This window comes from Pseudomonas yamanorum (assembly GCF_013386765.1).
Classification (GTDB): domain Bacteria; phylum Pseudomonadota; class Gammaproteobacteria; order Pseudomonadales; family Pseudomonadaceae; genus Aquipseudomonas; species Aquipseudomonas yamanorum_A.
Genome location: NZ_JACARE010000014.1, coordinates 120,407 through 132,934 on the forward strand (window position 1 = coordinate 120,407; position 12,528 = coordinate 132,934).

Below are 12,528 nucleotides of genomic sequence, written 5' to 3' on the forward strand. Positions count from 1 at the left end.
CCTGCTTCAAAGAGCGAATTTGTCAGCGCTTCAAGCGCTTGAAAAAAAGACGGGGACTTAATGGATTTTGCCCAAGTTAATCTTTTTCTAGAAGCTAATCGCATTGGAGACTATGCAGGTCTGCTAGGGCTGCTGATTTCTTTTGTCGGTTTTTTCTTCACCATTAGAACCTCCCTTAAAACGAGAGCAGCCGCTGCTCACGCTTCTGCCGCAGTGGAAAGCATGAGGGGGGACCTTAGAAAAGGCGACACGGTGGCTGACTTTTCAAGCGCGATTGCTGTCATGGATGAGATAAAGCGTATGCATCGTTCTTCCGTTCTTCATTTACTACCGGATAGGTATTCTCATCTGGGCAGAATTTTGATCAGTATACGATCATCTAATCCGTTGCTAGACGATGTCGACCAAAGGGCTATTCAAGATGCCATTGTTCAGTTTGCTGCGTCTGAGAGAACAATTGAAAAGGCGCTTGAGACCAGCAGCGCAGTGTCTGCTGCCAGGATGAATTCCCTGGTATCCAAGCATTCAGAGGCCATACAGGAACTTCTGGTCAGGATAAAATCTGAGATTACAAAGGGCGACGAATCATGAGCTATCCAAAAATTGCTAGGCTGATTGAAACATTGTTGTCACAGACAGAGGCTGGAACTTTACAGTGGGCTCAGACTGAAAAGTCTGAAGTATTCCAAGCTTCCTTTCCGAGATATTCCATTCGGATCTATCCAGAAAACAGCAGCAACTTTCAGCCTGATTATTTTTTGCAAATACTTAATGAGGTTGGTGAAATTGTCGAGGTGGTGTCCGACCCCGACCTACGAGATGTGATGGATATGGCTTTCACTAAGATGCAAAATTTGTACGAAGGCGCGAGACGGAGCGCTATGGGTGTGGAGAGTGCGCTAGATGAAATTCTCGACTTTTTGGACCCGCTTGCGTAGGCATATTGCGGCCCCTTCTAAAAACTCCGCGAGTTCATCTGGGCAGTAGTGGATCATTTGACCCCATTGAGGCGGCCTTCAGATCCACTGTGTAATAAAGCGGATCAGAGACAGAATCGAACTGGCCATCCTTGGCCCTAATTTTATTGGGTTTGTGCGGTTTGATTGTTTTGTATGCCCCCAAATCTGCCCCCAAAAACTAGTGTCCCTATTCATTCCCATCAGAAAGGCCTCTCGCGGCCTGAATTCTTGCTACGAGATCTCCACGCGGTACAGGGCATTTATCAACCGGTGAGTATCGAGCGTCAGGGGCGATGTAATAGCTACGGCCGTGCTTAATTGGCGCTGGGACCAGCCGCCCATCCCTTGCCCACTTCCTCACCGTGTTCATACTCGGTACCGGGTCGAAATTCAAAGAAGCCCACGCCGCTAGAGTGATCATTTTCATATCGGTATCGGTTACTTTTTCTTATGCCCTGTCCTCAGCGTAGATCGAAGCCGAGATAATCATGCCTCCCCACCGGCGCCGGCCGATGCAGATCGGGACCGGGTTGCCACTTGCAGTGGTGTTCTTCGCACTCCCGAACGCATAGGACGGCGCGTTATCAGGTGAGGCGCTTTGTTTGAGCCCGGAAGCTTGAGGGCTGAGCAGTTGAACAACACCCCCGGCGAGGGTAGCTACTGCGAAGGGGCGTAACACCGGAAACCAATACGAGGCGACCAGAAGCACGGCGCCGAGGATGGTTTGCATAGCCCCAGCGCGCTTCGCGCCAGCGATCACCGGGACAATTCTGATTTCCCGGGTGCCGCCCAATCCAAGATCGGCCTCGCCAGTGTTCTTCCTGTTGCGGAAAATGGCAAATCGCAGGCCAAGCCTGCCGAGACGTGCGATTTCCTCGGCGAAGCCATCCACCGTGTTTTTGAGTGCCTTGAAGCCTTCCGCCGCACAGCCGCTGTCGAGGTGGTAATCCTTGAAGCGGAAGAATTTGCGCGCCAGAGAGCCGGACAAGTAGATCCGAGTCATTGGCGAGTAGTGCGCTGCTGTTGCTGCCATGGTCAGGCCCTCAATGCGTTGGGTTTAGGAGGTTCGGCGCCGATCAGTTCGGCCAGGATGATGCGAGCGGCTACCGCGTCCCTTCGAATATCTAACTCGCGAGCTGGGTTGGGATTCCAGGCTGCACAGTGGATTGAAGCGTCGGCACGGGCGCACTTGCGATCGGGTGTTGCCTTCCAAAGATCGGCGGAAATTCTTGCCTCGTCTTCTGTGAAATAGGGGCCGTCAAAAATCTCCCGGCCGCCTTTCACGATGTCGCTGACACCCCAAACTTTGTAACCGCCCAAAGTGCCCGGATGGTCTTCGAAATCAGTGGCCCTGCAGGCCTCGACGAACCTTTCTTGATGGGTCATATGCGACTCCAATTTTCAAAATCTAATTTTGACGGTGCGAAAAAACGGCTCGGGCGCGGTCTAGAAGCGAAAAGCTCCAAACTTTGGTACCGCCCCCTCCCCGATCGTAAAAAAGGCCCGCTCCGAGCGTTCGGGCGAGCCTTTCCGTGTTCCGGGACCTATCAGCCGCCGGCCGGCGGCGTGATATCCACGGACCGCACAGCACCGGTGGAGAACACAGCCAGGCCGGCACGCAGCTCGGCCAGCAGGGTGACCATGTTGCTGGTGAAGTTGTTGGCGTCCTCGCGGCTGAGCATCAGCGTAGGCTGTTCGCGGTCGAGCATTGCAACCTGCGAGGTGTCCAGGAGGAGGACGGTGCCGGCCGGCATCGAGCCGGAGGTGATCAGGGGAACGCCCCACAACACAGGTGGCGCCGGATCACGCGGGGAGCCAAGGACATATTGGCCATCAGCATCTCTCTCGCTGGAGATGTTGAACCAGTCGTTAGGGTTCATGATGATCAGGCGCGCTTGCCAGCCGCTGGTCTTCATGGCCGTCACGGCCTGGCCAATTGCGTCGACCGGTAGCAGGGTGCCAACGACAGCGTGGGGTACTGCGTAGCCAATCAGACCTTTGATCTTGCCTTTGCCGCCTGGGCCGGCGATCAAGCGAGCCTCCAGCTTTTCGAGCAGGCCATAGTTCAGCAGGTTGCCGATCTGCTGGCCCAGGGCCGGGGTGTCGTCCAGCACTTGCTTGGAAGCCCTAGTGAAGTGGGCAACCGTGGCGATGTTGGCGGTTTCCAGCTCAGCATCGATGTTGCTCTGTGCCTTCTGCTGGCCTTCCTCCTCCTGCTCCGTCGCGTTGTTGGTGTAATCCTTGAGCTGCATGTACTCGAAGGTGCTGGAGGTTGCCGGGAGCGATGGCAGGTAGTCCAGCAGGGATAGGTCCCGGCGTGGATCGTTGTGCAGGCCGGGTTGGCGCTGGGCCGTAGCCGAGTAGCTGGTGGAGCCGGTGATGCCCTGGCCTGCGTTGGTCAGGGCTTTGATGCTGATGCTGTCTACCGTTACTCGGCCGGTGGTGGGGCCGCCCGATTTCAAAGCGGCGAACTGGCCGGACTTGGTGAACTCCTCAGCCATCTTGCCCACCGCGTCAGTGCCACCCGCGGGGGCATCACCGCCGCGGCGCTGGCCTTTCTGCTCCAGGTCCTGCAGGCGGTCTTTCAGGGCGGTGATTTCTTTGACGGCGTTCTCGCTGAAATTCTTGATTTCAACGTCGCGGTCCTGGAGCTCTTTGAGGAGGAGCTCGCCAGCTTGATCGTTGCTCCCACCGGCTTTGGTGCGGAGTTCGCGGCGGGCATTGTTGCTCATAGCGTTAATCATAATGATGACCTTTATTTCCGGAATGGAGGACGCGCTTTGTCCACGCTGGGTGCGTGACTCTTGCGCTGTTGCTTGCTTTCGCGTCCCGCCGGACTCACTCCGGATCTGGCCTCATCAGTCATCGCGCAGCCTCGCGCCGTCGATGATTTCAAAGTTGTCGCGTCGGTGGCCACGGGCCTTACCGACAAGCCAATTCTATCTGCCCAGCGGGTGAGCGCAAGCCGAAAGCGGAGACGCCAGGGCAGAAGGCGACGAATTACGTGATCTGGAACAAGTCCGGTGAACTGCATGGACAGGGATCGAGGTACGCCGGCTGATCGAAGGTAGCGCTCCATAGCGCGACGCTGTGGTATGTCTCTTTTCATAAAATCTCCTGGTGCGGAAAACGGTTTTCCCCAACTGACTGCGCGATAAAACGTCTCGGGCGCGGTCTAGAAGCGGAAAGGCCCAGACTTTCGGCCCGCCCCCTCCCTTACAGCGCGAATCGCTCTCATTTGGGTGTTTTTAACTATTTTTCTCGGTGTTTTTTGCTTTCGCGGCGCCGGCGGGCAGTAACTCCATCTCGCGGGCGATATCTGCCACGGCCAGCCCTCGGTCTAGTGCGCGCTGGGCATCGCGAACCATTGCTCGTATCGCTTGGTCCTCCAGCCTGGCCGCCATGATCGAAGCCTTGCGGGCAATCATGGCGGCCAGCGCAGCGGGGAAGGGCGCGTGCTTAGGTCTGGCGTAGTCGTCTCTCATCGTTTCAAACCTCCATAAACACAATTTGTGGATGCGGGGTGCAGACGCCGCACCCCGTGGCCTGTAGCGGAATATGTGAATCTTGGAATCTAACGCCCGTCTGATCGGGATCTGGTCAAACGGCATTCCTGTCTAACTTCTAGTCCTCGCAGCTGGTGGATCCTCACCCGGCCTGTACGCCATACGCCCCGTGGCCTGTAGCGAAAAGCGCTTGTACGGGGATCAATAGCGGGTCAATCCAGCAATGGCGCAAATCTGCGCCATCACCCACGTCCCGAGGGGTATCGTTTACAGGCACGACACCCCGGGCTTTTACGATCTGGTCGCGTAAGTGGTGGGTATCCTCACAACTGAGGACACCTGCACCGGAGGACTAACAGTGAAGTAACGGTGCGAGCGTTACTTGTCCGTTACCCGGCGCCAGCATCGGGATGTATCCAGCTTTGGATGCATCCACCCCCGCAGGATCTGCACCCCGTACCTGGCTCAGAACTGAGCTGCTCGCAGCCATCACTTCAAGCTGACTCTCAACCCTCTTGAATGGCGCTCTCTCTGCTACGTAGATCAGATCCTTTCGAACCTCTTCTGCACACGGTCGGCACATACCGATCAATGTCCAAGGAAGCCATTCAACAACGAGGAAGTGGTATCCCCCTGCACGCTTACACTGGCCTGCATAACCATGGCTGCAACGCATCTGTTTGTAGGTTTGTGGTGCCATGTAATAAACCCCGGTGGTGGTAATTTAATAAGGGTGGGATTTTTTCCGTTTACACCCCCCCTCTGGAGGCCCCGGTTTCATTGAGTGATAGTGGGATTTTTTCCCAGTACCCCTCGGTGCGCCCATCACAACCGGACGCAACGGGACGCTTGGCCGGTGATGACTGGGATTTTTTCCCAGTACCAAGCGGAAAAAACCCCACCGGAGAATTCGAAATCAGATGAACTTGAAAGTCGGTGGTCCTGGCCTGACTTCGAGGTCTTTCCCCGGGCAATCGTCTATGGCTGCCCAGGTGATCGCGTAGAGTGCGCAGCGCGCTCTTCCGTGCTCGCGCCCCCCTTTCTGGTTCTCCCTTGTGCGAACGATCAGACCGGCCTCTATCAGTTCAGCAAGTGCTGACGCGAGCGTCTTGGCGTCCATCCCCTTGCCCTTTGCCAGGGTCGACGTTGTGCAGGACAGATCGCCGTTGTTCCGGCCGTTGTAGTTCCTGCCCAACTTGATGAGCACGGCTATCGCTTTGGGCGACAGGTTGTCGAAGGCTGGATGCACAAGCAGTCGGTAGGGCAGGGCGAGCACCCGTCCGCCGCCGAAGTCGACCTTGTGTTTTTTGACTCTGGCCATTACTCAGCTCACAGGCTGGCCGCGGGACTTCCACCAGCGGTGGAAGCCCTTGGCACTATTCAAATCAGGACGGCTCGCTGGCCAGGACGTACAGGCCAACCCGATGCGGCCGGCGGCCTGGCTCAGTGGTCTTGTAGATCCATTCCGTTTTTATTGAGTAGCCCCGATCTCTAAGCCATCGTACGGTGCTGGGCGGGTGGACAATGTCCAGTTCCTGGGTGGCAGCAATTGTTGATATGGGGCCCACGCGCAGGGCTCTTACTAAACGCTCCGCCTGGGCGCCCGAGGTGTGTGCGTCCGTGGCCTGGGCCGGGCAAGTCTGGCAATTTTTCATGTAGATGCCCCTTCCTCGAGAGCGGTCAGGCGGTCATCCAGGCTCTTAACGTCGTGCTCTAGCATCGACAGGTAATCGTCTGCCAAGTACTGCGCTAGACCGGCGAGGCGCTCCGCCCGCTGCTGATGGCCTGTTTTTATCGAATTGCTGATAGCGCAACCCAAGGCGCCGAACCAGGCCGTGTATTCAAGCGCAACCCGAAGGTTATCGACTGCCTCGCTGGCCTCGGCGCTGAATGGAGGCGTGATGTGTTTCTTGTCACGGGATTTTGAATCTGTCACGATTGTGTCCTCACGTTGGTGCCATCCAATGTTGCTTTACCCTGGCGGCGCGCCAACGCCGTCAGAGCTTCACCTTCCAATTCCACTTCGCTTTTCAGCCACGCCCCTCGTCTGGATAGTTCTTCTGCCACTATTGCCAGACCCCGCATAAGCCCATCAATGCGAAAGCCATCCAGGGCTCTTTTCCCCGCCTCGTCCTCCTGCTCCACCAAGTCATCTACCACTAACCTGGATACAGTCGTGATGAACACGGCGGCATCCTCCATCAGTTCGCTTGTTATCTGATTGCTCGTCAGTGACGCTAATCTGCTCATCTCGCGTTCTCCCTTGCTACTCGGTTAATCCAGATTTCGAGCTCGCGGATCAGGATTAGCCGCCGCTTGCCAGTCTTGAAAGACTGCAGATCACCAGCGGCGATTGCCTTGTAAATGGCGCTTCGGCTGTGCGCTGTCATCTTGGCCGCTTCATCGGGCCCAACCACCATGATTGGCGCTTGCGGGTTTTCTGTTTTGGTCGCGTTCTGGTCCACGTTTCTCTCCTGCTGGCTATGGTGTATTGCCAGATGTGGCCACCATAACTGACTAGAAAATCTCGTGTCCATATTTTTCTTACATGTATCGACACGTGGCGAGACACATTGACAAATGTTGACGCTGTGACATCCTCCGTTCAACTCCATACCTAACCACCGAGAAACCTGATGGCAAAGCCAGCCCCCAACAGAGCTAAAGCTGAAACTCTTTCGTTGCGCATATCGCCAAACTTAAAGTTAGGCTTGGAGTTGCTTTCTCGGCTGGAAGAGCGCTCTTTGACAACCGAAGTCGAGAAGGCGCTAGGGGAACTTTTCGACAGAACAATGGTGGACGTAAGTTATTTGGGGACAGGCACGGTAGAGAATAATGGCCGGTTCGAGGAAGTTTGTTTTTCTGAACTTATGGCGATAATTTATTCAATTGATGCGCCCACAAGACTGATGCGGACAGCCGTTCTACTCCCGAGAACCTTGACGCAGCGCGAGATTGCCTTGCTTGATCTTGCCTATGATGAGGAGCAACTTTTTGGTGATGCCCCTAATTATTTTTCATTAAATATCGGTCACGAGGAATTGCTCTCCGAGCTGACTAAAGAGTATTGCAGATATCATCAGCCTCTTGATTTAAAGGCTCTTAGGCGTAACTGGCAAACTCTAAACGATGCGATTGATTACGCACTTGATCATGGTAGTTACCCAGAAAAGATAATGCTGGTTTAACTACCCGATCAGGTCTACGGCCGCCGCCTTCGTGCCAGGGGCCAGGTGCGCATAGCGAAGGGTCATCTTGATGTCTGAGTGGCCCAGCAGGTCGCGCACGGTGTTCAGGGGCACACCGGCCATCACAAGGCGTGATGCGAAGTCGTGGCGCATATCGTGCCAGCGAAAGCCCTGGACCTCGGCGCGCTCAAGCAGCTTGAGCCAGGCGCTTTTCACGTCCTCCATACGCCCGCCGCCCTGTCCGGCGAACACGTAACCCACGCCATCACCCTGTTTTTGCCATTCCTGCAGCGTGGTGAGGGCTTCTTTGTTGGTGGGTATGTGGCGCGTTTCGCTGGTCTTGGCGGTGGCGCCCACCACGGTGATCGTCTTGGTGGCGAAGTTCACGTCCGACCACTTGAGACTGAACAGCTCCCCGCGGCGAACGCCAGTGTTTAGCGCCAGCAGGATCATCGGCTTGAGGTGATCGGTGAACGTAACTGCGCGCAGATCCTCCAGCGGCTGCCGATCGCGATCCTTGCGCCACTTGTTCGCGCTGTCCCTCTCGGCGCGCATCTGTTCCTGGCGAGCGTCCAGGGCGCCGCGCAGGCGCTCAGCCTCAGCCGGCGACAGATACCGGACCTGGCCCTTTGAATCGACCTTGAGTTGTTTCAGCCGCTCCAGCGGGTGTTCGCTGATCAGCCCCCACTCAGCGGCACGACTGAATACGCCGCTGATGGTCCCCATCTTGCGATTTGCGGTCGCCGGCTTGTTCCCGCCGGTGAGCCAGGACGTGCGCACCAGCTCGAGGTCGCGCCCGGTTATTTCGTTGAGCCGGCGAGCCATGATCGAGGAAAAGTTGTTGTCCAGGGTGTGCAGCGTTTTGTCGTAGCCCTTGTGGTGGGCCTTGAACCACGGCAAATAGGTGTCGTCGAGGAATTCACGCAGGGTAGGGGTGTTCGCGTTGCGGCGGTTCTGAGTGACCGCCAGGGGCTCGCCGTGTTCGTGCGCGTCTGCCAGGTAGCGGGCGGCCTCTGTTCTGGCCTGGGCGAGCGTCAGAGTGCCAACGCGACCCAGGGACCGCTCGCGGTTGCGTGCCCAGGAAACCATATACGCCATGTGCCCGCTCGGCTGCACCCTGATAAACAGGCCTGGCTGGTCCGTATCGAAGACACGATAATGCTTCTCCTGGGGCTGGAGACTGTTGATGAGTTTCTGAGTGATCTTGGCTTTCATGTCAGTACCAGCAGGCTACCAGCAGAATGCACAGTACCAGCCAGTTTTGGAATACACAACCACACGATAAGCCCCAGTATATGCGGGCTTCAGCCCGTATTCATTGGGCTTTGTTTGACCCTCCTAAGGGGAAGGTTGGCCGTTCGAACCGGCCCTGGGACACCAAATAACCGTTGCTGCCTCGCGGCCGAAACGTCAGAAAGCCCCGATCAGATTTATCTGGCGGGGCTTTTTTGTGGCCGAGCCCCAGCGCGCACCCGTCTTTTCAAACACCAACCGAACCTTGCCGGCGTTTCAGGTTCACACGGGAGGCAAGAGCGGGGCGGCGCAAGTATTCGTCTGCATCGTGTACCTCGCAGGTCATTGCGGAGCGTCTGACACGTAGCCAATTGGCATGAGCAAAATAATCCCCGGCAAGCGCATGTTTTGGCTGTCCGGACCTGACGACGCGGGACTATCATTCCGGTAGCCCTGAACCCCCACTGCAAGGAGCCGCTCGGAACGCCGATGCGCCAGATCTGGAAATCTTTTCGAGCCCTTTATTTTGCTTCCCTGATGATGCTGATTGGCTCCGGCCTGCTCAGTACTTACCTGGCCTTGCGCCTGGCGGCAGACCACGTCGACAGCCTGTGGGTCGGTGCGTTGATGGCTGCCAACTATTTTGGCCTGGTATTGGGGGGCAAGATCGGTCACCGCCTGATTGCCCGGGTCGGGCATATCCGCGCCTATGCCACCTGCGCCGGGATCGTCGGCGCGGCCGTGCTCGGGCATGGCCTGATCAATTGGCTGCCGGCCTGGATCGTGCTGCGGATGATCGTCGGCCTCGGCATGATGTGCCAGTACATGGTGATCGAGAGCTGGCTTAACGAGCAGGCAGACGCCAAGCAGCGGGGCGTGGTGTTCAGCGGTTATATGATCGCCTCCTACCTGGGCCTGGTGCTGGGCCAGTTGATCCTTGTGATGCACCCGCAGTTGGGGCTTGAGTTGCTGATGCTGGTCGCGCTGTGTTTTGCGCTGTGCCTGGTGCCGGTGGCGATGACTCGTCGCATTCACCCGGCGCCCTTGCATCCGGCGCCGATGGAGCCGCGCTTCTTTATCAAGCGGGTGCCGCAGTCCCTCAGTACCGTGTTGGGCGCCGGGCTGATCGTGGGTTCGTTCTATGGTCTGGCGCCGCTCTACGCGTCCCAGCAGGGGCTGACCACCGAGCAGGTCGGTCTGTTCATGGGTAGCTGCATTTTCGCCGGGCTGCTGGTGCAGTGGCCACTGGGCTGGTTGTCTGACCGCTATGACCGCGCGCTGTTGATTCGCTGCTTCGCCCTGTGCCTGGCGGTGGCCGCGTTGCCGTTGGCGATCATGAGCCAGGTGCCGCTGGAAGTGCTGTTTGTTGCCGGCTTTCTGTGTTCCCTGGTGCAGTTCTGCCTGTATCCGTTGGCCGTGGCGTTTTCCAACGACCACGTCGAGGGTGATCGCCGGGTGTCGCTCACGGCCATGCTGCTGGTCACTTACGGTGTTGGCGCCAGTATCGGCCCGCTGTTGGCCGGTGTGGTGATGAAGCTGTTTGGCAGCCATATGCTGTACGCGTTTTTCAGCCTGTGTGCGTTGATCCTGGTCTGGCGCATTCGGCCCAAGGCGGTCACCAACCTGCATCAGGTGGACGACGCACCGCTGCATCACGTGGCGATGCCCGACAGCATGTCCAGCTCGCCGCTGGTGGCGTGCCTCGACCCACGTGTGGACGAGCAGGTGGTGCAGGAGCAGATGCAGACCGCCGTTCCAGACCCTGGGCCCGAGGCAGGTCCCGAGCCGGTGGAGGATGAGCCGGCACCGGTCACCGAACCGCCGGAGCATCCCGACCCGGATGATCACCCCCATGACCTGAGCAGGGCGCGCCCCTGAACGCAAAAACGGGCAGTTCCCTTGAGGAACTGCCCGTTTTTTTGTCGCGACCTTTACTGCTTAAAGATCGTCGTCCTTGTCAAACCGGCGCGCTTCACGCTGCAGTTGGTAAACAAACCGCTCGACCTGACGCTGCACCAGACCGCTCATGTTGTGAAAGCGCACGCCGGCGAACGTGGTGTTGATCCTTTCTTCAAAGTGCAGGTAACGCAGTTCCACCGACGTGGTCATGCTGCCAAACGGCAGCGCCGCGATGAAACGGTCGTAGACCTGGCCCAGTTGCAGGCGCTCGGAAATATCCCCTTCGAAGCGCAATTTGCAGCCGGTGGCGGAAATATCCAGCAGCTTGCCGCTGATGGGCGCCTTGAGTTTATCGCCACCCAGCTCGACGCCTACCAGTTGAGCCAGCTTCAGGGCGGCGCGGAATGCATTGCGGCGCTGATGGTAGATCACTTCGTCGGGCATGCTGCCGCGGTAAATGCGGTGGCCGCCGGCTTCGTCAAGGGTCAGGGTGCCGTTGCTTTCCCAGGCCACCCGCACGCCATCGTGAAAACCTTCGATACGGAAAGCTTCGCCATTCTCAAGGTAGCGTTCGCCGTCACGCGGGATCATTTCGTCCAGGGCCAGCGACTTGCTGTCCCGGTCGACCTCGACCAGGTAGCTTTGAAAGCGCTGGTTGCGTTCGTGGAAGGTGATGATCAGCGGGTCGTGGCTCTCTTGCAGCATCCGCAAGGTGCCCGCGATTTCCAGCGGCGTGGTGAGTACCTTGGGTGGCTGCGGAGCATCTTCCGCGTTAAGGGTGTTGAACACGGTTCTTCCATCTCCAGACAAAATACGACTACACGCAAGTGCTGTCATTTTGCCAGCATGTGGCGCGCCTTGGATAGGGCGCACTCAAACTGGTTTCAGGCTTGGCTGCGGGTGCTTGGCTTGGCCAGGCGTGAGGTGGAGCCTTGAGCGTTGTAGAGGGCCGGAGGCTCGCCGCCGTGGAGGATACGCAACTGATTGGCGGTCGTGGCTTGTTGAAGCTGGATCGCCTGGCCGTTGACGGTATTGGTCTCCTGGCACAGGGTCAGCAACTGGTTGAGTTCTTTGCTCTGGGCCAGCAACTGGTCGCCGACCGTGGAGTGGCTGGCGAGTTGCTCCAGGCCTTTGTGGTCGGCAGGCAGGCCCAGGCTGACGAGAATCTGGCTGCGTTTCTTGCCGTGTTGTTCCAGCAGGACGATCAGCGATTGCTTGCGCGCCAGAATTTCTTCCAGCATGCGCATGTCGCGGCCGAACAGGGCCAGGGATTCTTCCCGAAGTAACTCCAGCAACTGCTGTGCGGGAGCCAAATCTTCAATGATCAGTTGTAGCAAGTTTTCGTCGTGCATGGCTGGCCTTGGGGTTTAAGCGTCCAAAAGCCTGGCGCAGGCCTTTGCCTAGCGCTCGGCTTCGAAGTTAAGCAGCTTGCTGGCTACACGGTTGCTGTCGACCTTATAGCTGCCATCGGCAATCGCCTGCTTCAATTCGGCCACGCGGGCTTTATTGACAACCGGCTGATCGCTCAGCGAGTCAGTGACCTTCTGCAACTGTTGAGCCTCATTGCTCAGGTGTACCGATTCCCCGCTTTGGCTGGCACCGGCCTGTTCTGTCTTGGCAGGCAGAGGCTGGGACTTGGCTTCAACGCCGTCTTTGGCACCGCTGGTGCGCGAAGAGCCGGGCGTTGGCAGGGCGTTATTCAAACGACTGAAATCGATGACCATGTTAAAAAAACCTCTGGGT

At 57.6% G+C, this 12,528-nt stretch carries 18 protein-coding genes; 4 read left to right on the plus strand and 14 right to left on the minus strand.

What is annotated here, in order from left to right; genetic code table 11:
• Positions 1 to 60 precede the first annotated feature (60 nt).
• Together HX875_RS08940 and HX875_RS08945 are read left to right on the plus strand one after the other, a co-directional pair.
• The gene (locus HX875_RS08940) at positions 61 to 591 is read left to right on the plus strand and encodes a hypothetical protein (protein ID WP_177042909.1); all 531 of its coding nucleotides are present in this window, start codon (positions 61 to 63) and stop codon (positions 589 to 591) included.
• Positions 588 to 938: a hypothetical protein gene (locus HX875_RS08945; RefSeq protein WP_177042910.1), complete on the plus strand. Its 351-nt coding sequence runs from the start codon at positions 588 to 590 to the stop codon at positions 936 to 938. The genes HX875_RS08940 and HX875_RS08945 overlap by 4 nt, the downstream gene beginning before the upstream one ends.
• A 208-nt stretch (positions 939 to 1,146) precedes the next feature.
• On the opposite strand, the gene HX875_RS08950 is transcribed toward HX875_RS08945, so the two are convergent.
• The 10 genes from HX875_RS08950 to HX875_RS08995 all read right to left on the minus strand — a co-directional run bounded on the left by HX875_RS08950 (position 1,147) and on the right by HX875_RS08995 (position 6,930).
• The gene (locus HX875_RS08950) at positions 1,147 to 1,386 is read right to left on the minus strand and encodes an excisionase (protein WP_177042911.1); all 240 of its coding nucleotides are present in this window, start codon (positions 1,384 to 1,386) and stop codon (positions 1,147 to 1,149) included.
• A 21-nt stretch (positions 1,387 to 1,407) separates the two neighbouring features.
• Entirely contained in the window at positions 1,408 to 1,992 is a 585-nt protein-coding gene (locus HX875_RS08955) for a tail assembly protein (RefSeq protein WP_177042912.1), read from the minus strand.
• A 2-nt stretch (positions 1,993 to 1,994) separates the two neighbouring features.
• A complete protein-coding gene (locus tag HX875_RS08960) occupies positions 1,995 to 2,345 on the minus strand; it encodes a hypothetical protein (RefSeq protein WP_177042913.1) in 351 nt (116 codons plus the stop codon).
• A gap of 161 nt (positions 2,346 to 2,506) precedes the next feature.
• Positions 2,507 to 3,691 (minus strand): phage major capsid protein, encoded by a 1,185-nt coding sequence (locus HX875_RS08965; RefSeq protein ID WP_256348071.1) that lies wholly within the window; start codon positions 3,689 to 3,691, stop codon positions 2,507 to 2,509.
• A 516-nt stretch (positions 3,692 to 4,207) separates the two neighbouring features.
• Positions 4,208 to 4,444 (minus strand): hypothetical protein, encoded by a 237-nt coding sequence (locus tag HX875_RS08970; RefSeq protein ID WP_177042915.1) that lies wholly within the window; start codon positions 4,442 to 4,444, stop codon positions 4,208 to 4,210.
• Between the two features lie 937 nt (positions 4,445 to 5,381).
• Entirely contained in the window at positions 5,382 to 5,786 is a 405-nt protein-coding gene (locus HX875_RS08975) for a helix-turn-helix domain-containing protein (protein ID WP_177042916.1), read from the minus strand.
• A gap of 64 nt (positions 5,787 to 5,850) precedes the next feature.
• A complete protein-coding gene (locus HX875_RS08980) occupies positions 5,851 to 6,120 on the minus strand; it encodes a helix-turn-helix domain-containing protein (RefSeq protein WP_177042917.1) in 270 nt (89 codons plus the stop codon).
• Positions 6,117 to 6,401, minus strand: a complete 285-nt coding sequence (locus tag HX875_RS08985) for a hypothetical protein (RefSeq protein ID WP_218171900.1) — start codon at positions 6,399 to 6,401, stop codon at positions 6,117 to 6,119. Before HX875_RS08985 ends, HX875_RS08980 begins: the two co-directional genes overlap by 4 nt.
• Positions 6,398 to 6,715 carry a hypothetical protein gene (locus tag HX875_RS08990; RefSeq protein ID WP_177042918.1) on the minus strand — a complete coding sequence of 106 codons (318 nt, stop codon included), beginning with the start codon at positions 6,713 to 6,715 and terminating at the stop codon, positions 6,398 to 6,400. Before HX875_RS08990 ends, HX875_RS08985 begins: the two co-directional genes overlap by 4 nt.
• Positions 6,712 to 6,930 carry a helix-turn-helix domain-containing protein gene (locus HX875_RS08995; protein ID WP_371321475.1) on the minus strand — a complete coding sequence of 73 codons (219 nt, stop codon included), beginning with the start codon at positions 6,928 to 6,930 and terminating at the stop codon, positions 6,712 to 6,714. The genes HX875_RS08990 and HX875_RS08995 overlap by 4 nt, the downstream gene beginning before the upstream one ends.
• A 171-nt stretch (positions 6,931 to 7,101) precedes the next feature.
• Here HX875_RS08995 and HX875_RS09000 point away from each other — a divergent pair, with 171 nt between their 5' ends.
• A complete protein-coding gene (locus HX875_RS09000) occupies positions 7,102 to 7,653 on the plus strand; it encodes a hypothetical protein (protein WP_177042919.1) in 552 nt (183 codons plus the stop codon).
• Here HX875_RS09000 and HX875_RS09005 read toward each other — a convergent pair whose 3' ends face one another.
• Positions 7,654 to 8,868: a site-specific integrase gene (locus HX875_RS09005; protein WP_177042920.1), complete on the minus strand. Its 1,215-nt coding sequence runs from the start codon at positions 8,866 to 8,868 to the stop codon at positions 7,654 to 7,656.
• Between the two features lie 507 nt (positions 8,869 to 9,375).
• Here HX875_RS09005 and HX875_RS09010 point away from each other — a divergent pair.
• Positions 9,376 to 10,764 carry an MFS transporter gene (locus tag HX875_RS09010; RefSeq protein WP_177042921.1) on the plus strand — a complete coding sequence of 463 codons (1,389 nt, stop codon included), beginning with the start codon at positions 9,376 to 9,378 and terminating at the stop codon, positions 10,762 to 10,764.
• 60 nt (positions 10,765 to 10,824) lie between these two features.
• On the opposite strand, the gene HX875_RS09015 is transcribed toward HX875_RS09010, so the two are convergent.
• The 3 genes from HX875_RS09015 to flgM all read right to left on the minus strand — a co-directional run bounded on the left by HX875_RS09015 (position 10,825) and on the right by flgM (position 12,509).
• Positions 10,825 to 11,574, minus strand: a complete 750-nt coding sequence (locus HX875_RS09015) for a flagellar brake protein (protein ID WP_177042922.1) — start codon at positions 11,572 to 11,574, stop codon at positions 10,825 to 10,827.
• 95 nt (positions 11,575 to 11,669) lie between these two features.
• Positions 11,670 to 12,137, minus strand: coding sequence for a flagella synthesis protein FlgN (locus HX875_RS09020; RefSeq protein ID WP_177042923.1), 468 nt, complete (start codon positions 12,135 to 12,137; stop codon positions 11,670 to 11,672).
• A gap of 48 nt (positions 12,138 to 12,185) precedes the next feature.
• Positions 12,186 to 12,509, minus strand: a complete 324-nt coding sequence (gene flgM / locus HX875_RS09025) for a flagellar biosynthesis anti-sigma factor FlgM (RefSeq protein ID WP_177042924.1) — start codon at positions 12,507 to 12,509, stop codon at positions 12,186 to 12,188.
• Positions 12,510 to 12,528: the final 19 nt, after the last annotated feature.